This is a genomic window from Streptomyces sp. NPDC048411 (assembly GCF_040704695.1).
In the GTDB taxonomy this organism is placed as follows: Bacteria; Actinomycetota; Actinomycetes; order Streptomycetales; family Streptomycetaceae; genus Streptomyces.
On the sequence record NZ_JBEZKL010000003.1, the window covers coordinates 1 to 20,456 of the forward strand.

Annotated in this window: 16 protein-coding genes and 1 tRNA gene; 8 read left to right on the forward strand and 9 right to left on the reverse strand. The window is 71.3% G+C overall.

Translation table 11 applies throughout. From position 1 onward, the window contains the following. Nucleotides 1-140 precede the first annotated feature (140 nt). Nucleotides 141-2,069 (reverse strand): EAL domain-containing protein, encoded by a 1,929-nt coding sequence (locus AB0915_RS01685; protein WP_366689174.1) that lies wholly within the window; start codon nt 2,067-2,069, stop codon nt 141-143. A gap of 463 nt (nt 2,070-2,532) precedes the next feature. Here AB0915_RS01685 and AB0915_RS01690 point away from each other — a divergent pair, with 463 nt between their 5' ends. Further along, nucleotides 2,533-3,720 (forward strand): M6 family metalloprotease domain-containing protein, encoded by a 1,188-nt coding sequence (locus tag AB0915_RS01690; protein WP_366689175.1) that lies wholly within the window; start codon nt 2,533-2,535, stop codon nt 3,718-3,720. Nucleotides 3,721-3,779: 59 nt separating this feature from the next. Here AB0915_RS01690 and AB0915_RS01695 read toward each other — a convergent pair. The 7 genes from AB0915_RS01695 to AB0915_RS01725 all read right to left on the reverse strand — a co-directional run bounded on the left by AB0915_RS01695 (nt 3,780) and on the right by AB0915_RS01725 (nt 10,482). After that, a tRNA-Lys gene (locus tag AB0915_RS01695) sits at nt 3,780-3,853 on the reverse strand. Beyond that, entirely contained in the window at nt 3,844-4,584 is a 741-nt protein-coding gene (locus AB0915_RS01700; protein ID WP_366689176.1) for a hypothetical protein, read from the reverse strand. Before AB0915_RS01700 ends, AB0915_RS01695 begins: the two co-directional genes overlap by 10 nt. 212 nt (nt 4,585-4,796) lie before the next feature. After that, nucleotides 4,797-5,138, reverse strand: a complete 342-nt coding sequence (locus AB0915_RS01705; RefSeq protein WP_358862460.1) for a hypothetical protein — start codon at nt 5,136-5,138, stop codon at nt 4,797-4,799. Nucleotides 5,139-5,521: 383 nt separating this feature from the next. Beyond that, a complete protein-coding gene (locus AB0915_RS01710; RefSeq protein ID WP_366689177.1) occupies nt 5,522-6,856 on the reverse strand; it encodes an AAA domain-containing protein in 1,335 nt (444 codons plus the stop codon). After that, on the reverse strand, nt 6,853-8,466 hold the full coding sequence (locus tag AB0915_RS01715; RefSeq protein WP_366689178.1) for a hypothetical protein: 1,614 nt from the start codon (nt 8,464-8,466) through the stop codon (nt 6,853-6,855). Before AB0915_RS01715 ends, AB0915_RS01710 begins: the two co-directional genes overlap by 4 nt. Then, entirely contained in the window at nt 8,457-9,605 is a 1,149-nt protein-coding gene (locus tag AB0915_RS01720; RefSeq protein WP_366689179.1) for a hypothetical protein, read from the reverse strand. Before AB0915_RS01720 ends, AB0915_RS01715 begins: the two co-directional genes overlap by 10 nt. Then, nucleotides 9,550-10,482, reverse strand: a complete 933-nt coding sequence (locus AB0915_RS01725; RefSeq protein ID WP_366689180.1) for a phosphatase PAP2 family protein — start codon at nt 10,480-10,482, stop codon at nt 9,550-9,552. Before AB0915_RS01725 ends, AB0915_RS01720 begins: the two co-directional genes overlap by 56 nt. Before the next feature lie 249 nt (nt 10,483-10,731). Between AB0915_RS01725 and AB0915_RS01730 the strand changes: the two genes are divergently transcribed. Further along, nucleotides 10,732-11,328 (forward strand): histidine phosphatase family protein, encoded by a 597-nt coding sequence (locus AB0915_RS01730; protein ID WP_266985341.1) that lies wholly within the window; start codon nt 10,732-10,734, stop codon nt 11,326-11,328. A 149-nt stretch (nt 11,329-11,477) separates the two neighbouring features. On the opposite strand, the gene AB0915_RS01735 is transcribed toward AB0915_RS01730, so the two are convergent. Next, nucleotides 11,478-12,836, reverse strand: coding sequence for a tetratricopeptide repeat protein (locus AB0915_RS01735; RefSeq protein ID WP_366689181.1), 1,359 nt, complete (start codon nt 12,834-12,836; stop codon nt 11,478-11,480). Nucleotides 12,837-13,075: 239 nt separating this feature from the next. On the opposite strand from AB0915_RS01735, the gene AB0915_RS01740 reads away from it, so the two are divergent. From AB0915_RS01740 to AB0915_RS01765, 6 genes are all read left to right on the forward strand, one after another. After that, nucleotides 13,076-13,579, forward strand: a complete 504-nt coding sequence (locus AB0915_RS01740; RefSeq protein ID WP_366689182.1) for a hypothetical protein — start codon at nt 13,076-13,078, stop codon at nt 13,577-13,579. Nucleotides 13,580-13,659: 80 nt separating this feature from the next. Next, entirely contained in the window at nt 13,660-14,550 is an 891-nt protein-coding gene (locus tag AB0915_RS01745; protein ID WP_366689183.1) for a fused MFS/spermidine synthase, read from the forward strand. A 706-nt stretch (nt 14,551-15,256) separates the two neighbouring features. Beyond that, nucleotides 15,257-16,585 (forward strand): extracellular solute-binding protein, encoded by a 1,329-nt coding sequence (locus AB0915_RS01750; protein WP_366689184.1) that lies wholly within the window; start codon nt 15,257-15,259, stop codon nt 16,583-16,585. 254 nt (nt 16,586-16,839) lie between these two features. Continuing rightward, nucleotides 16,840-17,838, forward strand: a complete 999-nt coding sequence (locus tag AB0915_RS01755) for a sugar ABC transporter permease (RefSeq protein ID WP_366689185.1) — start codon at nt 16,840-16,842, stop codon at nt 17,836-17,838. Nucleotides 17,839-17,854: 16 nt separating this feature from the next. Then, on the forward strand, nt 17,855-18,772 hold the full coding sequence (locus tag AB0915_RS01760) for a carbohydrate ABC transporter permease (protein WP_366689186.1): 918 nt from the start codon (nt 17,855-17,857) through the stop codon (nt 18,770-18,772). Between the two features lie 122 nt (nt 18,773-18,894). After that, nucleotides 18,895-20,355 (forward strand): GH1 family beta-glucosidase, encoded by a 1,461-nt coding sequence (locus tag AB0915_RS01765; protein WP_366689187.1) that lies wholly within the window; start codon nt 18,895-18,897, stop codon nt 20,353-20,355. The last annotated feature ends 101 nt before the right edge of the window (nt 20,356-20,456 follow it).

The following is a 20,456-nucleotide window of genomic DNA, read 5'->3' on the forward strand; positions in this document are numbered from 1 at the left end:
CCTCGCTGATCGGCTCGGAGGGGGTAGGCGCGATCGAGGCGTGGATTCCGCTGTTCGTCCTGGTCGTCCTGTTCGGCTGAACACAGGCCCGCCCGGCGCTTGAAGGCACGGTCGGCTTCGTGTTCCGGGTCGCGGCCCTCTCAGAGCCCCAGGGGGCTCGTCCCGATGAGTTCCGCGATGCGCTCCGGGGCCACCGCCCGGGAGTAGAGCCAGCCCTGCCCCGTGTCGCAGCCTATCCGCCGGAGCCGTTCCGCCTGGCTCACGGTCTCCACACACTCCGCGGTGACGGTCAGCCCCAGCCGGTGCGCCAGCTGCACCATCGCCTCGACGATCGTCTCGTCGGCCGGGCTGGGATGCGCCCCGTCCTCGTACCGGAAGCCGCGTACGAACGATCCGTCCAGTTTCAGTACGGAGACCGGCAGCCGGCTCAGATAGGCGAGGTTCGAGTAGCCGGTCCCGAAGTCGTCGATGGCGATCCGGACGCCCATGTCGCTGAGCGCCTGGAGCGCCTCCAGCGGGCGGCCCGCCGGGCCCATCACCGCTGACTCGGTCAGTTCCAGCTGCAGCAGTCCGGGGGCCAGACCGGTCTCGGCGAGGATCTCGGCGACATCGGTGACCAGGTCGGAGTCCCAGACCTGCCGCACGGCGACATTGACGCTGATGAAGAGCGGCGGCTCGGCCGGATGGTCCAGCTGCCAGCGCCGGGCCTGACGGCAGGCCGACCGGAGCACCCAGCGGCCGAGCTGGACGATCGAGCCGTCCTCCTCGGCGATCGCGACGAACCGGTTCGGTGAGAGCATGCCGAACTGCGGGTGGTTCCAGCGGACCAGAGCCTCCACCCCTCGTACGACTCCGTCGGCCATCCCGACAAGCGGCTGGTACTCGATGGTGAACTCGCCGCGCTCGACGGCCGGCCGGAGCGTGGAGGAGAGCGCCTGCCGTGTCATCCGGTGCGCGTTGCGCTCGGGGTCGAAGAGGGTCCAGCGTGCTTTGCCGTCCGCCTTCGCCCAGTACAGCGTGGTGTCGGCGGCCTGCATCAGACCGGTGGCCGAGGTCCCGGCGACGCTCCGCTCCACCACCCCGATCGACGCCGACACGGCCAGCCGTGTCCCGGCCAGGTCGAACGGCTTCTGGAGGGTGGCGAGCACCGCGCGGGCGAGATCGGTGAGTTGCTGCGTCCCGGCGGACTCCTCGACCAGGATCGCGAACTCGTCGCCGCCGAGGCGCGCCACGAGTGTGCCGCCGGTGCGGTGCAGGCTCTCCTGTTCGGCGCAGTCGGTGAGCCGGGCGGCGACGGCGGCGAGCAGCCGGTCGCCGATCCGGTGCCCCATCGTGTCGTTGACGGCCTTGAAGCCGTCCAGGTCGAGGTAGCAGAGCCCGATCCGGCCGTGCCGCGGGAGGCTGTCGTCCTGGTACGGCGGAGTCTCCAGGGCGGCGGAGAGCCGCTCGAAGAACAGTGTCCGGTTGGGCAGCCGGGTCACCGGGTCGTGCGTTCGGAGGTGGCGCAGCCGCTTCTGCAGTTCGTGGCGGTCGCTGATGTCGGCGACGGAGAGCAGCACCGGGGAGGCGCCCGGAGTGATCCCTGTTCCGATCTCCGCGCCCCTCCCGGCCTCCGGCTCCGTCCCTGCGTCCGTCCTCGCGCCTGTTGCCCCGGTCTCCGGCATCGGCACGACGGTGATCTCGGCCCACATCGAGCGTCCGTCGGGGTGCTTGAGCCTGCGGGTGCAACGGAACCGGGATCGCCGGCCGCGTAGCACCTCGCGGTACGCATGCCAGGTCCGGACGTCGGCGGAGAGGTCGAGCAGATCGGACGCGGACTGGGCGGTCAGCGCCGCGGAGTCGGCGCCGAGCAGCCCGCCGAGAGCGTCGTTGGCGCACAGGACCAGGCCTTCGTGGTCGACGACGGCCATCGGCAGCATGGCGCCCAGGAAGGCGGCGCGGTAATCGGCCGGACGGGAGTCGACCGCTTCCGGACCGACCGGCTCCACGTGACGCTCCGTGACGGATGGTCGCACGGTAGAGGGCGCTGTGCCTGCCGCGGGCCTCGGCCCTTCGGAGGTTCCGCTCACCGCTCGCTCCCGCCGTGCAGTTCTGTCCTGAACAGTCGTGGTCGGACTGGCCCGCCGCGCGGAGCGCCGTTGTCTGAGGCGGGAACCACGCAGGAAAGCGTGGTGAAGCATAGATGCTGTTGTCTGACCCGTTCCAGCTTCCCGTCCGTTGTGACCCCGGGGAGCACCCCGCATGGGTCATTCGCGCGTCTTTCCGGTTTGCCCATGACTGATTATTTCTGCGCGGCTCCGTTCCCTCACGTCGATCTTGAGTCTGCTTCGCTTTGCCGTAGTGATCATTTGTGACTGTCCGTGAAAGGGCTCCGAGCGGCTGACTGCTGACCCGAGTGGGGCAGCACAACAGGGCGAATGCCTACGAACCGACACAGGGTGGATTGCGTGTATCCGCATCCCGCACCCGGAGGTCGATGTGCCGCCTCAGCGCAGGCTCGGGGGATGGGAGAGACCGAGTCCGCGTGGTGTGGTGGCCGGTCTGATCTCTCTCCTGGCGCTTGCCTCCACCTCTCTCGTCGCGGGTCCGGCCGTGGCGGCCACGGGTGAAGCCGGCCCCTGCGCCCTGCCCAGGACGGGGGCGCATCACTCGCTCGGCCTGGACGAGTGGGACGGCGCATACCCGCGCCCCGACCACACCCTCGATGCGGTCATGATCTTTCTCTCGTTCCCCGACGCCCGCCCCGTCACCACCCCCGACGAGCTCGCCGCCGACTACTTTCCCGCCACCACGCAGTTCTTCCGGCGCGCCTCGTACGGGAAGTTCACCCTGCGCCCGCACCCGCAGCACCAGTGGGTCCAGATGCCCCACACCTCCACGTCGTACGGCATGAAGCGCGACTGGGGCGACAAGCAGCGCAGTTCCTATCTGCGCGACGCGATCGCCGCGGCCGACGATCAGGTCGACTTCTCGAAGTACGACATCGTCTATCTGGTCGCCGACCCGGACGCGCCCGGCGTCGACTCCGACGCGACCAAGGTCGTCAACTTCGACCAGCCGCTGCACGCCGACGGCACGGACATCAGGCGCGTCGTCACCGTCTTCGAGCAGCATCCGCCGGACCGGAACGTGCTGGCCCACGAGACCGGGCACGTCTTCGACCTGCCGGACCTCTATCACCGGCCGTCGGACGGCAAGGGCGACTGGGACACGTACGTCGGCGACTGGGACGTGATGGGCAGCCAGTTCGGTCTCGCGCCGGACCTGTTCGGCTGGCACAAGTGGAAGCTGGGCTGGCTGGACCGCAGGCAAGTGGCATGTATCCAGCACAACCAGGACATCACCCTGGAGCCGATGGCCGCCGTGCCGGCGCCCGGCGCCTCCATCGGCACGCGGCTCGCGGTGATCAGGACCGGTGAGGGCAGTGCCGTGGCGCTGGAGGCCCGCAGTGCCACCGGCAACGACCGGGAGACGTGCAGCGAGGGGGTGCTGATCTACCGGGTCCGCAACGAGACACCTTCCGGCGGCGGGCCGATCCAGGTCATCGACACCCACCCCCATACCGACGCCTGCTGGGACCGGTCGGTCTACCCGCCGCTCGCGGACGCTCCGCTGCGGGTCGGCGAGACGTACTCCGTTCCCGGTGAGCACACCCGGATCGAGGTCGCGGACCGGACGCCGTCGGGTGCGTGGACAGTCCGTATCGCGACGGGCACGTAACGCTGCCGTTCCGGTAAACGAAGAAGCCCCTCGCTTCCGCGAGGGGCTTCTTCCGTCTGTGCGCCGCCAGGGACTCGAACCCCGGACCCGCTGATTAAGAGTCAGCTGCTCTAACCAACTGAGCTAGCGGCGCCTGCTGACGTCGTAGACATTAGCACCCTGATCGGCGGGAGGAAAAATCGAAATCCGAGCCGACCCGGTGGGCGCGGAGCGGGCCACGCGCACACAGGCCCAGAGCAGTACGTCGGGGCCCGGCAGCCAAGGGGCACGGGTGTCGGGGGCGACCACCCAGCGGGGCCCTGACGAGGAGGAGTCGCAGGCCAGGGGCGGGACGGTCACCGCGTCACCGGTGCCGTGGCAGAGCAGCGGCGGGACCCTGCCCTCGCGGTCCTCCCTCTCCCAGGGCGCCTCGGGGCCGTGCTCCGCCGCCTGCTCGTGGCCGGTGCCCCACTCCTCCCACTCGAGCAGCGACGGCAGCCGCTGGGCGGTGCCGGGGGCGGCGAACAGCAGCATCCGCCCGCGGTGCGTGGCGACCGGGCCAGAACCCGGGCCGTCGGCCCACAGGTGCTCCAGCATCCGCCGCCCGAAGAGCGTCGGCACATTGACCACGTCGAACGCCGATCCGCACGGCAGCACGCCGGGGGAACCGGGGTGGGCCTGCCACTGGGCGAGCGTGGAGCGCGGATACGCGGCGGCACCGGCCAGCCAGGCCGCTCCGGCCGCGGTGACCTGAGCGGCCTGGTCACCGGCTCGGTCCCGCAGGACCGCGAAGACATCGGCACCGTGGCGGGTGCCGGCGCGGGGCCCGGCCCAGGTTCCGATGCCGGGATGCAGGGTGGTCTCGTCTGGCAGCCATGCGCTCATGACTACCGGTTTACCGGTGGTGACACTGTGGATTGCAAGAATTGTCGGAAACCCGGACAGGGTGAGGCGGGGAGGAGTATCTTGCGCGCGGGCATATGCCACCGGCTGTGCCCGGAGTCAGATCCGGAGCGAGAGCCGGCGCCGGACCCGGAGTCCCCGTCGCCGGATACGGACCCGGACCCGGAGGCGGCCAGGGGCCGGACGCTCCGGCGTCACGGCCGCGCGCCGCCCAGCAGACTCCAGCCGAACTCGACCATCTTCTTCGCGTAGTCCTCGGTCCACTCCGCGCGCTGCGCGATGTCCGCCGTGGTGAGCCGGTCGAACCGGCTCGGATCGGCCAGCTGCGCCGCGGCGATCGCCTGGTACTCGACCGCCCTGTCGGTGGCGGCGCGGAAGGCCAGCGTCAGCTCGGTGGCGCGGGCCAGCAGCTCCTCCGGGTCGTCCATCGACTCCAGGTCGAAGAAGTGCTCGGGGTCGGCGACCGCCGCCGTCGGCTCGAAGAGCAGGGGCGCGGGGCGCAGCCGCTGCTGCTCTTTCCGCTCGGGTTGTGCCATGTGGTGTTCCTCCTTCGGTGGGCCCGACGGCCACCCTCCATTGTCCAACCGCCCGCAAGTGGGCTTCGGGGGCGGTGCGCGGGGGCGCACCGGGACACCGCCCGGCACGGCGCACGCCCCCGACGGCCCATCGCCCGTGATCCGGCAGTGTTACGGCCGCCCCCGCGGCAGGGAGTGGGCTCCCGACGCCCTGCGGCTGTTCCCCCGAGCTCTCGGCTTCGCTCGAGCAGGGAGGGGCCCCTGCGGCGTTGTCGTCGGTCACCGACTCCGCCATAGCCCGAAAGGCATGGGGGGACCCCCTTCGCGTCGACTCCGTCCTCCGCCTTGCCGTCGAAGCCGCACGACGCCGCTCGCCGATCCGCTCCCCCTCGCAGGGGAGGCCGTTACGGGCGCCACGGGACGCGGTGTTCCGCGAGGTGGGCCAGGACCGCGTGGTTCGCCTCCCACCCGTCAGGAAACTTGACCGTGACGCCGAGCTGGACCGGTTCCGTCGACGGGTGCTCGTCCAGCAGGTCCGCGACGCCGGCACGGCAGACCACGATGCAGGCGTGACGGTGGCGCGACGCCAGGACGCACAGTCGGCCCGTCTCCAGATGGAACGCCGTGGCGTCCGGGCGCCCGGACAGCGGGTGCAGGACCACCGTCACATCGAACTCGCGGCCCTGGAGCCGGTTCGCCGTGTCCACCGCCACACCCGTCACACCGAGCTCGGCGAGCGCCGCCCGTACCGCCGCCGCCTGGTCCCGGTGGGCCGTGCCGACCGCGACCCGGTCCGCCGTCACCGGGGCCGGGTCGGGGGAGCGTTCGCTCGTCGCCGCGCCACCCCGGTCCAGCAGACGGCGGACCACCAGGGCCACCGCCCGCACCGCCTCAGGGTCCGTGCGCGGGGTGTGCCGGGCCGGGAGTTCGAGCAGGCCCCAGCCGGACTCCGCAGCCTCGTCCAGCACCCGGTCCGGGGCGGAGCCGTCCGACGGGACCCCGAACGCCAGCCGCCGGTCGCCGTGATCCGTACCGCTGCGGAACGGGGTGTACGGGTAGAACGCGTCCGAGACCAGCCGCGCGGCCGACGCGGGCAGCCGCCACGACACCGGCAGCCGGCGCTGCGGCAGCTCGGGGTTGTGCGCCAGCAGCGTCGAGACCGCGCTGGCCGACGGGTCGTACGACAGCCCCGCCCACTGGTCCGCGCCGACGATGGAGAACGGGTCCAGCTGGCCCGGATCGCCGACGAACAGCGCCCTTTCGAAGAGCCCCGCGACGGCCAGCAGCGCGTCCGAGCGCATCTGGTACGCCTCGTCGACGATCGCGTGCCCCCACGGCTCGACGTTCTTCACATGAGCCCACTTGGCGGCCGTCGAGATGACGACATCGAGTCCGGCCAGATCTCCGGCCTTCGCCGACTTCCGTACGTTGGCCAGGCCGTCCAGCACCTTGTCGTACGGGTCCGCGTCGTTGCTGTGCAAGCGCCCGACCGGCAGCCCCGGGTCCTTGTCGGCCAGCCGCACCACCAGGTCGTCGACCTGGGCGTTGGTCTGCGCGACCACCATCAACGGGCGGCCTGCCGACGCGAGTTCGAGCGCGGCGCGCACCACCAGCGTCGACTTTCCCGCACCCGGCGGGGAGTCCACCACGATGCCGCGGGCCGTGCCGTTCAGCGTGTCGTCCAGGATCTGGGCGGTGGCCCGCCCCGCCTCGGCGCCCGGATCGAATACGGCCGTCACAACAGGTCCTCCGGGGTCACGGGGTCGGGGTTCTCGGAATGTCCGGCGGCGCCCGGCGGGCCGCCGTGCGTCCACGGCGTCTCCTCCGGGTCCGGCAGCTTCGGGCCGCTGCGCTGGTCGTGCTCGAACAGGGTCCAGACGATCCGGTCGCCCGGCTCCGGCAGCGACCCGGGGGCCGGTTCCTTGCCCCGGCCCATCCGGTCGGTGATCCGCAGCACCAGCAGCCGCTCCTCCGCTTCCGGGAGATCCTCGGAGGCGTACGCCACGAACTCGGCGGTCTGCGGCTTGCCGTCCAGGGTGCGGTAGACCTTCGTGCGCTCACCGAGATGAGGGCGCTCGCCCGTCCGGACCGTGACCAGCGGACGCGGCGAGGGCCGCTTCGACTCGCTGTACGCCATCACCACCTCGGCCACCTCCCCGACGAACGCCTCACCGGCCAGCCGGCGCCCGGCGAGCACCAGCGGGTCGTCCAGGGCCTCCTGCGCCTCCAACTGCGCCTGCGCCGTCTCCCGCGAAGCCAGCTTTGCCGCCGCCGTCACCGCGTCGTCCCGGCGCGGCTGCGGCGGCTCCCCTGCCCGCACCCGGTCCCGGTGGCCGGTGAACGACCACCGGTCCCGGGTCCACCGGTCCTCGGTCCTGGACCCGGCCGGCAGCTCCCGCATCAGGTCGAGCCCCCGCCACACCGCGTCCCAGGTCGGCCGCGCCACCCCGGCCAGCAGCGACCTGATCTCCCGCTCGGCGGCGGTCAGTGCGGCGAGCCGGGCGTCGGCCGCGAGACCGTCCTCGGCCGCCGCGAGCGACGTGCGCGCCCGGTCGTACTTCTCGATCGCGGGCGCGAGCAGCCGGTTGTCGAACGCCGGGTCCGTCGCCGGACCGGCGGGCGGGCAGAGCAGCTGGCCACCGGCGTCCCGCTGCAGCTCGGCCCGGAGCGCGGCCTCCGCACCGGACTCGCCCGCCGCAGGGTCGATCCAGGCGAGCAGCGCCCCCAGATGCTGGTCCTCCAGCGTGGACTGCCCGGTCGCCCAGTGCCGGTTCAGCAGATCGGTCATGGCCAGGAGCAGCGAGGAACCCGGCACCCGGGCCCGCTCTCCGTAATGCGTGAGCCAGCGGCCCAGCAGCGGGACCCTGGCCGGCGCCGGATACGGGGTGTCCGGGTCGTCTTCGGCGGTGCGCCGGAACCGCATGGACCGGCCCAGCAGCCGTACGAAGTCGAGACCCGCCCGGCTCGGCACGATCAACTGCGGCGCGTCCGTGCACAACTCGACCTCGACCTTGACCTTCTTTCCGGTCTCGGGATCGGTCTCGCCCCGCTCGGCGGGCTCCACCACGTCCGTGTACGTCTCGATGTGCGGCAGGACCACCTCGGCCAGCTCGGCGAGGAAAGCGAACCGCAGATCGCGGTCGCGCGGCTGGGCCACGACGAGCAGCCGGGGCGCGTCCCGGTCCGTTCCGACGAGGGCGCCGAGCGGGGCGCCCGCCTCACCGGCGGTGGTCAGCGGTACGAGAACGAGCGGCGCACCGGTGAGATGACGGTGCCGGACGGTGGCCATCGGCTGCGCCCGCCCACTTTCCACGGCCTCCAGCCGGGCCAGGGTGCTGATCAGCGACATGCCGGGCTTCCTTCCAGGGGCGCGCCCCGGTGCTCCAGCGCCTCCGCGCGCAGGACCGCGGCGCGGCGCAGGGCGGCGACCGTGGGGTCGGCCGGATCGCCTTCCTTGCCCGCCGCCGCGGCCAGTACCGCGCCCACCGTCGTCAGACCGCCGAGCTCACCCCGCACGCTCCGCCCCAGCGCCTCGATCGCACCGGCCGCACGCGCCTTCGCCCGGCAGTGGAAGGCCAGTTCGCACGCGGCCAGGCACTCCGGTGCGTACGCCGCCGTGACCGCGTCGACCGCGGCCGTCAGCTCCTGCGCGGAGCACTCCGGGTCGAAAGTGGTGCCTTCGGGCAGGGCTGCCGCGATGTCCTCGACCCGGGTCAGCCGGGTCAGCTGGCGGCGGGTGACCGCGCGCTGCTTGCGCACGTCGACGACCGACGCCGTCGGCAGGTTGGAGAAGTCCTTCGGACAGACCAGCAGCACCCGGTGGCCGACCTCCGCCCCCGCCGTGACCGCCGCGACGCGCTCCAGCGCCAGCACGTACACCGCCGACTGCCGGGCCGCCGCGCCGACCTTCGCCGCGTCCGCCGAACTGTCGATCATGGGAAACGACTTGATCTCCACGACCGTCCACCGGCCGTCGGGGTGCACCACCACCGCGTCCGGCTCCAGATAGGCGGGCGAGCCCGCCACCTCCAGGGCCAGCATCGGGTGATCGAGCAGAGCCCAGCCACCCGCCTCGGTCGCCTCCCGCAGCGCCAGGGCCGTACGCGCCGCACGGCCCTCGGGACCCGCCGCCGCCAGATCCGGCAGCCGGACCTCGCGCGGCGCCTCGCCGCCCCCGCCGAGCCGCTCGTACAGCAGGCGCATCAGCTCCGTGCCACCGTCGGCCTTGACCCTCGCCTCGAACGCGTTGCCCCGCATGAAAGCGAACTGCGACTGACCGAACGCGGCGGGAGAGCCGAGCGCGGCCGCCAGCGCGGCCTTGTCCACCCCGGCGCCGTCCAGCAGGGCGCGCCGCTTGCAGCCGGGGTTGGCGGCGAGGGCGGCCAGCGCGCGGGCATCGAGCGGATGCGGCGCGACGGCGGGACCGCGCAGTTCAGCGAGCCGCTGCCGGAGTGTCGTCGCCTGCTGCGTCGGTCGATGCCGCGACATCGATGGAGTCTGCGGAGGAGGTCCGCTGGACGGGGATTCGCTCACCCGCGGAAGTCTTGCATCCGGCACTGACAACAGGGGACTTCGTGACCGGGACGGCCACAGTGGTGCCGGCCCCTGCCGCTGCCCTGATCCGGTCGGCGAGCCGCATCACCGGCCTGGTGAGCAGCGCCCCGACGCCCATCACCGCGGCGCCCGCGACCGCGTCGAGGAAGTAGTGGTTGGCCGTGCCCATCACGACGAACGTGGTGAGGAGCGGGTACACGACACCCGCGGCCCGGAGCAGCGGGTGCCTGCCGTGGCGCCACAGCAGGATCCCGCACCACAGCGCCCAGCCGACGTGCAGGCTCGGCATCGCCGCGTACTGGTTGGTCATCCAGCCCATACCGCGCGGCGCACTCGCCTCGGCGCCCCACCAGCCGTACGAGCTGTACTGGGCCATGGTGTCGACGAAGCCGTATGTGGCGTGGAGCAGCCGCGGCGGGCAGGTCGGCATCAGCGCGAAACCGATCAGACCGAGCAGCGTGGAGGTCATCAGCCAGGTGCGTGCGGCGCGGTACGCGGCCGCGCGCCGCCGGTAGATCCAGACCAGGACGGCCGGGGTGACCACGTAATGCAGTGAGGCGTAGATGAAGTCGGAGGGTATGCCTATCACCGGATGGGCCGTCATCAAGCGGTTGAGCGGGTGCTCGGCATTGAGGGAGAGCATCTTCTCCAGATGAAGTATGCGCAGCCCATGGTCGACGGCGGTCGACACATCGCTTCGGACCAGCAGCCGGCCCACCGAGTAGATCGCGTACACGATCGCGATCAGCGGCAGCTCGGCCCACCATCGAGGCCGGTGCCGCGACGCGGGCGCGGCGGTGGCAAGCGACATCCGGATGCTCTCCATCATGAGTTCATGCGCCCGACGGTGGGCGTTCAACCGTACGGCGCAGGTCGGTGGCGAATCCCCCCGGGGGGTCCCCTGCGGACGCCCCCGTGCGCGCGGAGCCTTCTCCGCGGGGGAAGGGACGCCGGTGCGGCCCCAGAGGTTGCCTCCCGGACACGTGAGCGATGATGAACAAAGGCGGATGACCCGTCCCTGTTGCCGTTTTCTCCGATCCACATCTCAGGGGGAGCCGTCATGGCACCGCGTATCCTGCTCGCCCGGCACGGCCAGACGGAATGGTCGGTCAAGGGCAATCACACCGGCAGGACGGACATCCCGCTGCTCGACGCGGGCCGCGAGGGCGCCAAGCTGCTGGGCGAGCGGCTGCACCGGAAACCGTGGGCGGACCTGCCGGGCCTCGAGGTCCGGACCAGCCCGCTCGTCCGAGCCAGGGAGACCTGCGAGATAGCCGGCTTCGCGGACCGGGCGCAGCCGTGGGACGCGCTCATGGAGTGGGACTACGGGGCGTACGAGGGCATGACCCCGGCCGAGATCCAGGCGATCCGGCCGGGCTGGTTCATCTGGCGCGACGGGGTGCCGGAGGGCGAGACCCTCTCCGAACTGTCCGCCCGCGCGGACGAGATCGTGGCCTGGGCGCGCTCGGCCGACCGCGACGTGCTGGTCTTCGCGCACGGTCACATCCTGCGGGCGCTGGGGGCGCGGTGGCTGGGCGAGGACGTGTCGTTCGCGTCCCGCATCCGGCTGGACCCGACGTCGCTGTCGGTCCTGGGGTGGGCGTACGGGGCCCCGGCGCTGGAGCGCTGGAACGACACGGGTCACCTGGACCGGTAGGTCCCGCCGTTGCGCAGAGGTGTGGTGGGCGCTCCGCGGGGGGCGGAGCCGGGGACACGGGCTGCTCGGCGGGTGCGGACCCGACCGTCGGACCGGTACGGGACGCCCCCGCCTCGCCGGGTGCCCACTCCCTACCGCGGGGGAGACCGTTACACCCCCATCTCTCCGCACCGCTCCAGAAGCCCCGCCACCTCCGGTGACCCGCGCTGCGCCTGCAGCACCCGCACCGCCCCCGACAGCATCGCCCGGATCCGGGACGACTGCACCTGGTCGAGCAGGTCCAGCACCTGGTGCCCCGTCGCGGCCGCCTCCGCCACGGCCCCGGCATGCGCCAGGTCCGTCGTCAGCTCGGCCCGGTACAGCGCCAGGTTCCGGGTGAAGTGCGGGTCCTGCAGCTGTGTGGCCCGTCGCGCATGACGCGTCGCCCGCCGCCAGTCACCCAGCGCCGACCAGCACTGCGCCTCCAGCATCTCCAGCTCCGCCTCCCGGAAGAACGTCATCCACTCCGGGTCGGCATCGCGTGTCCCCCGTCCGAAGGCCTCGTGCGCCCGCCCCAGCGCCTGCTCGCAGCCGCTGCGATCGCCGAGCCCCGCCCGGCCCCCCGCCTCCCGCAGTGCGAGCAGCGCCAGCAGTCGCGGTGAGCCCAGCGGCGTCGCCGCCCGCAGCCCGGCCTCCGCCGCCCGTACCGACTCCCGCGGCCGCCCCGTGTCCCTCGCCAGGAACGACGCGTTGCAGAACGCATGCGCCTCCAGCGCCGCGTCACCGGCCAGCCGTGCCGTCGCCAGCGCCTCCGCGTAGTGCGAGCGCGCGTCCTCGAAACGCCCCGAGTCGTGGGCCAGCCACCCCACCGAGATGGCCAGCTCACCCGCCCCGGCATGCAGCCGGTCGGACGTGGAGCGGCGGGTGGTCGTCCCCTCGTCCAGCAGCGCGTACGCCGCCCTCAGCGGCTGCGCGGCCCGTCGGTAGAGGCCGTCGCCGCCGTGCCGGTCGTCCAGCAGCCTGATCTGCCGTACCGCCTTCTCGACGGCGGTCACCTCGGCCTCGCCGACCCGTCGCTGTGCGGGTCGCTGTGCCGGTACGGCAGCGGCGGCGGTGCCGAGGCCGAAGCCCAGGGATGCGGCCGCCATCGCGGCGGTGCCGCTGGTCATGAATACGCGACGCAGCACGTCGCTCTCCTCGTCGGTGTCGCTGTGGAGCGTGGGGGGCAGTGGGGTGTCGGGGATCTCGGCGGTGGCGCGCGCCCCTCGGCCGCGTACGGTCTCGCGCGACGAGAAGCCCAGGTCCGCCAGAGTCGCCCCGGGGAACATGTGCAGGAAGACTCGTTCGTACGCGTAGTTGGGGCAGCGGATCTCGCCGGACTCCACGCGTCCGATGTACCGGGCGTCGCACGCGACCTGCTCGCCGATCTCGCGGGCGGATCTGCGCACCGCGGCAGCGAACTCCCCGGCGGAGCGCGGTCCGCGCAGCCGCCGGAAGGCGAGGTTGGGAACTGCCCCTGTCGACACCATGGCTGGGCCCTCTCTGGTGCAAGCCGGGCCTGTTTCCGGTGTCCCGGCGGAGCAAGAAGGTACCTGCTGTGACGGACCACACACACAGTGTTTGCCCATAAAACGGATATCTCGCCCGCGATCCGCCATGAACTGCCATCCTTTGCGGCGGCGTGGCACCGTAGCCCTTGACGTAGTCGACGCGTTGGTTGATGTGGAGACGGAGTCTGGCTCCGCCCGGCGATGAGAGGAGAGGTCCCTTGTTGCATCTCGGCACGGAGACCGGCTCACGGACGACTGCGACGACGACCGGTTCCGGGGCTGCGGAGCGTGAACCCGCCACCCCCGAACCCGCCACACCCCGGCCCCCGGCCTCCGAGCCCGCGGTGGCGGAGCCCCTGCCGCTCCTGGCCCCCGGGCCCTGCGAGCTGGTGACCGTCCCCGCCCGCCAGGGCCTCGAGGCCGTCGACATCCTGCGCCGCGGCGCCGATCAGGAGGCAGTCGGCCCGGTCCTGCACGACGACACCTGCGACACCCTCGGCTTCCTGGTGCCGCCGGGCACCGCCGAGGCCTGGGACGTACCGGGCAGTGCCTGTACGCAGACGAGCGGCCGCGGGCTCCGCATTCCCGCCGAGCCGCCGGTCTCCGGCAGCGGCTGGCTGCTGCCGCCCGCCGCCGACGCACCGGTCACCGACCCTGCCGCGCTGCGGGCCGCCCTCGACCAGGCGGCCCGGTTGATCGAGGCGGCCGACAACTGCTGCTGAGCTCATAATGGCCGGGGGCGTGTTCCCCACCGGTGCCGGTCCGGCACCGGAGCGATGAGCAGCGAGCAGGGGAAACAGCAGTGGCACGTCGAGGAGCATCCAGCGGTGGCGCGAACGCCCGGAAGCGTTCCGACCGCAGGCCGGAGACCCTCGCCGAGGCGGTCGACGGTGGTCTCGCCGAGCTGATACCCGACCGGGAGCGCCCCCGTGCCTGGACGCTGAACCTCGACGGCGCCCCTCAGTCCCATGTCGACCTCGACGACCCCTTGCACCTCTCCTTCTCCTACCAGCGCCGGATCGGCCACATCGCGGATCTTGTCGCTCCCGCGCAGCAGCCCCTGCACGTCGTGCACCTGGGCGGCGGCGCCTTCACCCTCGCCCGCTACATCGCCGCGACCCGCCCCCGCTCCACCCAGCAGATCGTCGAGCTGGACGCGGCGCTCGTCCAACTGGTCCGCCGGGAGCTGCCCCTGGACCCGCAGGCCCGGATCCGGGTCCGCTCCACCGACGCCCGCGCGGGGCTCGGGAAGATCCCGGACGACTGGGCGGACCTCGTCATCGCTGACGCGTTCAGCGGATCCCGCACCCCCGCTCACCTCAACAGCACCGAGTTCCTCACCGACGTACGCCGGGTGCTGAAGCCCGCCGGGCAGTACGTGGCCAATCTCACCGACGGCCCGCCGCTGGCCCATCTCCGCGGCCAGATCGCCACCGCCGCCGCCGTCTTCCCCGAACTGGCCCTCGCCGCCGACCCGGCGGTGCTGCGCGGCCGCCGCTTCGGCAACGCCGTGCTGCTCGCCTCCGGGCTGCCGCTCAAGGTCGCCGAACTGACCCGCAGGGTCGCCACCGACCCGCACCCGGGACGTGTCGAACACGGCCGGGAACTCGCCGACTTCACCGGCGGTGCGGCTGCGGTGCGCGATGCGGACGCCCGTCCGTCACCGGCGCCGCCGTCCTCCGCGTTCCAGTGACTTGGCGCCGCATCGGCGCCGAGCTCGAGGACGACCCGGCCGCTGTCGTCGCGTCACTCCGCACCGTGCCGGACGGCGTGGCCGATTGCGGGGGAGCGGGAGTGCGGGACAGTACCGATGGCCTGCCCCCTGCGTCCCCGGTTCACCGCGGAGAGCACCGCATCCGCCCCCCGCGCGTACTGCCGGGCGATGTCCCGGGTGTCGGCTTCGGGGAAAGAACGCGCAGGCGGGCCGGAGCCGCCCTCGGGCGCCGCACTTCGTTCACCTTCCGGCGGGCCCTCCCGTGCGAACGAGGTCAGACGCGAACCGTTTCCCGGAGCCGGGGCGCCTGTGCCGCGCCGGCGGGGACTTCCGCCGGCCGATTCTGTGAGCATTCGTCAACAAGCCTTTGACCTGCTGGAATTCAAGAGCATGCCGGCCCGGAGATGGTGTGCACCTCCTTTGGCAAGGCTTCGGCCGGACACGGTCTCGTGACGTGCAGGACACACTCGGGCAACGGAAGCGTCTTCAACTCTTGACACCCACACCTTCGAGGCAGGAACCTTCCGGCATCGGCGCATGGGAGCGCTCCCACATCGCTTGAGGCTTTCTCGCTCGAACGGCACGGCTCGTGTCCTCCCCCTTGCACCACTCGGCACCCGCACACACCAGTGCGTATGCCGCGCAGTCAGAACGCCAGTCCCACCCTGGAACAAGGAGTAGTGGAATGCGCATCACCCGCACCGTCGCCGGTCGAAGCCGCAGAGCCGCGGTTCTGGCCACCACAGGCCTGGCAGCCACGGCCCTGTTGCTGACCGGCTGCAGCAGCGACTCGGATTCAACGGACAGCACAGGCTCCGGCGCGAATGGGAAGATCACGCTGACCGTGGCCGACTTCGGGCAGTTCGGCTACAAGGAAGCCGGTCTCTTCGCCAAGTACCACGAGCTGCACCCGAACATCGTGGTCAAGGAGGACGTCACCTCCGATGAGAAGGTCTACTACCCCAAGCTGCTCCAGCAGTTGAACTCGGGCAGCGGTCTGGCGGACGTCCAGGGCATCGAGGTCGGCCGGATCAAGGAGATCGTCGACACCAAGGCGTCCTCCTTCGCCGACCTCAGCAAGGTGATCAACGTCGATGACTGGGTCTCCTGGAAGGAGAAGCAGGCCACCACGGCAGACGGCGCGGTGATCGGCGCGGGCACCGACATCGGTCCGATGTCCCTCTGCTACAACACCGACCTCTTCAAGCAGGCCGGTCTGCCGACCGACCGCGAGGAGGTCGCCAAGAGGGTCGCCGGCGGCTGGGAGGACTACCTCAAGCTCGGTGAGGAGTACAAGAAGAAGGCCCCCAAGGGCACCTTCTTCATGGACTCCGCGAGCGCGATGTTCAACGCCGTGGTGAGCTCCAACGCGAAGCAGTACTACGACGAGAGCGGCAAGCCGATCTACAAGGAGAGCCCCAGCGTCAAGCAGGGCTGGGACCTTGCGGCCGAGGCGGCGTCGAAGAAGCTGACCCAGGGCCTCGCCCAGTTCACCGACCCGTGGAAGGCCGCACTGCGCAAGGGCACCGTCGCCACCGTGGCCTGCCCCGCATGGATGGCCGGTCAGATCTCGATCAACGCCGGTGACGGCAACAAGGGCAAGTGGAACATCACCACCGCGCCCGGTGCGACCGCCGCCAACTGGGGCGGCTCGTTCCTCGCCGTGCCCAAGTCGGGCAAGAACGTCGACGAGGCCACCAAGCTCGTCACGTGGCTGACCGCCCCCGAGCAGCAGGCCGCCGTCTTCAAGGCGATCGGTAGCTTCCCGTCCAACAAGGGAGCGTACGAGCTGCCGGACGTGAAGAACGCGACGCTGCCGTACTTCAACGACGCCCCGATCGGCCAGATCTACGCCGACGAGGCCACATCGATCCCTGAGACCGTTCTCGGCCCGAAGGACGGCGTCATCAAGGACACCATCTCCACCCAGATCAACAACATGGAGCAGCGCGGCACCAGCCCGGACGACGCGTGGAAGGCCGCGACCGGCGCGATCGACAAGGCGATCGGCTGACCGTCGCAGCAGCGGGCGGCCACCGGGCCGCCCGCGCCTGCGCGCTCCCGGCCACCCGGCCCCTCCACGGCGTGCCCGGACACACCACGGGGTACCTCCCGGGCGCACCGTGGACCCGTCCGGTCCGGCCCGGCCCGGGGCACCTCCGGCCACCCCGTGGACATCCACGACCGTGAGCAACCGCCCACACCCCAGCCCCTACCGGGGCGCCCCCGTACCGGGTACCCCAAGTAACCAGGGAAGGACTCCCGCCCGTGGCCACCTCGACTCCCACCCGGGACGCCTATGCCCCGCCACCCGGCGGCTCCCAGCAGCCGCAGGCCGACCCCCGCCGGCAGGCATGGCGGCGTCGGCTGTGGCGGTTCGACGACAAGGCGTCGCCGTACGCCTACATAGCCCCGTTCTTCCTCGTCTTCGGCGCCTTCGGGCTCTATCCGCTGCTCTATACCGGCTGGATCGCCCTGCACCGGGTGGAGATGACCGGCCTGGACCGGATGGAGTGGGTCGGCTGGGACAACTTCGACAAGATCCTGCATGACAGCGAGTTCTGGACCGCCGTCACCAACACCTTCCTCATCGGCGTCATGTCGACGGTCCCGCAGCTGCTGGTCGCGCTGGGCCTGGCCCACCTGCTGAACTACAAGCTGCGCGCCAGCACCTTCTGGCGGACGGTCATCCTCACCCCGTACGCCACCTCCGTGGCCTCCGCGGCCCTGGTCTTCGCCCTGGTCTTCCGGGCGGACGGCGGTCTGCTGAACTGGGCGCTGGAGTTCGTCGGCCTCGGCCACACCAACTGGGCCAACGGGCACTGGACGTCCAAGATCGCGATCTCCGTCATCGTGATCTGGCGTTGGACCGGTTACAACACGCTGATCTACCTCGCCGCCATACAGGCCGTGCCGAGCGATCTGTACGAGGCCGCCTCGCTCGACGGTGCCTCGCGCTGGCAGCAGTTCCGCAAGGTGACCATCCCCTCGCTGCGGCCCACGATCCTGTTCACGATCGTCATCTCGACCATCGGCTCCATGCAGCTGTTCGGTGAGCCCCTGCTGCTGGAGGGCGGCACGCTCGGCGCCACGGGCGGCAACGAAAATCAGTACGAGACGCTCAGCGTCTACCTCTACAACTACGGCTGGAACCTCGGGCATCTCGGTCCTGCCGCAGCAGTGGCCTGGGCGATGCTCGCCCTCCTGCTGATCATCGCCGCGGTCAACTGGCTCATCGGCCGCTTCGTACGCACATCCGCGGTCTGACCGGGAGCGATATCCAATGACCATGACCAGCCCCACCAAAGCCCCGGAGTTCGGCGTCCCGTACACGGCCCAGCGGGCGCGCCTGCGCCCGAGCCGGTTCAAGCCGGGCGCAGGTAAGCAGCTGCAGGGTGGCCCCTTCGCCTATATCGCCCTCGCCGTCGTCGGTATCGGCTCGATCCTGCCGCTGTACTGGACCCTGGTGGCCGCCTCCCACACACAGGACGAGGTGCTGGCCTCCACACCGCCCTTCCTGCCGGGCGGCCGGCTCATGCACAACCTGGACGCGGCCTGGAACCAGGCACATCTGGGCCAGGCGATCGTCAACAGCGTCATCGTCTCCGGCTGCATCACGGCAGCGACGCTCTTCTTCTGCACGCTGGCCGGTTACGCCTTCTCCACGATGCGGTTCCGGGGCCGCAGCGGACTGATGACCGCGGTCATCGCCACTCTGACGATCCCGCCGCAGCTCAGCGTCGTCCCGCTGTTCATGATGATGTCCGACATCGGCTGGGGCGGACATCTGGAGTCGGTGATCTTCCCGACGCTGGTGAGCGCGTTCGGCGTGTTCTTCATGCGTCAGTACCTGTCCGAGGCGCTGCCGTACGAGCTCATCGAGGCCGCCAAGGTCGACGGCGCGAACAACTTCCGTATCGTGCTGAGCATCGTGCTCCCGGTGGCCCGTCCCGCGATGATGGTGCTCGGGATGCTCACCTTCGTGCAGGCGTGGAACGACTTCTTCTGGCCCTACCTGGCGCTGAACCAGCAGAACCCCACGCTCCAGGTGGCCCTCGGCCAGCTGAGCGCCTCGTACACCCCCGACCAGAGCATCGTGATGGCCGGTGCGCTGATCAGCACGCTGCCGCTGCTCGTGGTGTTCGTGATCTTCGGCAAGCAGATCGTCGGGGGGATCATGTCCGGCGCCGTCAAGGGCTGACGTGACGTCACCCGAGCCTTCCCTGGCGTCCCGTACGGCCTGCGCCTGACCACAGGCCGTACGGGACCCGGAATCCCACTCCTTCCCTGACTCTGTTCGTCCATTCTTGGGAGCGCTCCCGCATGACCGCCGTACGACCCGACATCGCCCCGCAGCGGGCACCCGAGGCATCGGACTTCCCGACCGGTTTCCTCTGGGGGGCGGCCACCGCCGCCTACCAGGTCGAGGGTGCCGCCGCCGAGGGCGGCCGCACCCCTTCCATCTGGGACACTTTTAGCCGCACACCGGGCAAGGTCCGCAACGGTGACACCGGCGACATCGCCACCGACCACTACCACCGCTACCGCGACGACGTGCAGTTGATGAAGCAACTGGGGCTGAAGGCCTACCGTTTCTCCATCTCCTGGTCCCGGGTGCAGCCGACCGGCCGGGGCCCCGCCGTCGAGCGCGGCCTGGACTTCTACCGCAGGCTCGTCGACGAGCTGCTCGAAGCCGGCATCACCCCCGTCGCCACGCTCTATCACTGGGACCTTCCCCAGGAGCTGGAGGACGCGGGCGGCTGGCCGCAGCGGGTGACCGCCGAGCGTTTCACCGACTACGCCGCCATCATGGCCGGCGCCCTCGGTGACCGCGTCGGCATGTGGACCACGTTCAACGAGCCGTGGTGCTCGGCCTTCCTCGGTTACGGCTCCGGTGTGCACGCTCCCGGCCGCACCGAGGCCGTGTCCGCCCTGCGGGCGGCCCACCACCTCAACCTCGCCCATGGCCGGGCGATCGAGGTGCTGCGCGGTCAACTCCCCGCCGGCGCACAGACCTCGGTCTCCCTCAATCTCCACCAGGTCCGCCCGCTGACCGACAGCGCGGCCGACGTGGACGCCGCCCGCCGGATCGACGCGGTGGGCAACCGGGTGTTCACCGGGCCGATGCTGCGCGGCGAGTACCCCGAGGACCTGATCGCCGACACCTCGCACCTCGTCGACTGGTCGCAGTTGGTCCACGACGGGGACCTGGCCGCGATCTCCCGCCCCGTCGACGTCCTGGGCGTCAACTACTACACGCCGACGCTGGTTTCCACGCCTGCCGAGGGCGTCGGCGACTCGCGCAACGACGGCCACGGCGCCAGCGACTACTCCCCGTGGCCCGGCTCCGAACATGTCGCCTTCCACCTCTCCGAGGGGAAGCCGCGGACCGCGATGAACTGGTCGATCGACCCCGACGGCCTGTACAGCCTGCTGATGGACGTCACTCGTGACCACCCCGGGCTGCCGCTGTTGGTCACCGAGAACGGCGCGGCCTTCGACGACTACGTCTCGCCCGAGGGCCGGGTCGAGGATCCCGAGCGGATCGAGTATCTGCGCGGCCATCTCGACGCCGTGCGGCGTGCCGTCGCCGACGGCGCGGACGTCCGCGGCTACTTCCTGTGGTCGCTGATGGACAACTTCGAGTGGGCGTACGGGTACTCCAAGCGGTTCGGCGCGGTGTACGTGGACTACGCGTCCCAGCGCCGCATCCCCAAGGCCAGCGCCCACTGGTACGCGGAGGTGATCCGCCGCCACGCCCTTCCCCCGGCCGACGCCTCCTGACTCGCGCGGACCCCTGAGACCCGGCCCTGTGCCGGGTCTCATCCGTTTCCACCCGGCAGTTGAGTCTCCGGGCCCTCCACACTGCGGGGCCCTTGACCGCG

Bases quoted from the DNA above. Each gene is read 5' to 3' on its own strand.
- AB0915_RS01700 (WP_366689176.1), bottom strand. From the start codon at position 4,584: ATGAGCGCATGGCTGCCAGACGAGACCACCCTGCATCCCGGCATCGGA.
- AB0915_RS01705 (WP_358862460.1), bottom strand. From the start codon at position 5,138: ATGGCACAACCCGAGCGGAAAGAGCAGCAGCGGCTGCGCCCCGCGCCC.
- AB0915_RS01715 (WP_366689178.1), bottom strand. From the start codon at position 8,466: ATGTCGCTGATCAGCACCCTGGCCCGGCTGGAGGCCGTGGAAAGTGGG.
- AB0915_RS01720 (WP_366689179.1), bottom strand. From the start codon at position 9,605: ATGTCGCGGCATCGACCGACGCAGCAGGCGACGACACTCCGGCAGCGG.
- AB0915_RS01725 (WP_366689180.1), bottom strand. From the start codon at position 10,482: ATGTCGCTTGCCACCGCCGCGCCCGCGTCGCGGCACCGGCCTCGATGG.
- AB0915_RS01730 (WP_266985341.1), top strand. From the start codon at position 10,732: ATGGCACCGCGTATCCTGCTCGCCCGGCACGGCCAGACGGAATGGTCG.
- AB0915_RS01735 (WP_366689181.1), bottom strand. From the start codon at position 12,836: ATGGTGTCGACAGGGGCAGTTCCCAACCTCGCCTTCCGGCGGCTGCGC.
- AB0915_RS01750 (WP_366689184.1), top strand. From the start codon at position 15,257: ATGCGCATCACCCGCACCGTCGCCGGTCGAAGCCGCAGAGCCGCGGTT.
- AB0915_RS01760 (WP_366689186.1), top strand. From the start codon at position 17,855: ATGACCATGACCAGCCCCACCAAAGCCCCGGAGTTCGGCGTCCCGTAC.
- AB0915_RS01765 (WP_366689187.1), top strand. From the start codon at position 18,895: ATGACCGCCGTACGACCCGACATCGCCCCGCAGCGGGCACCCGAGGCA.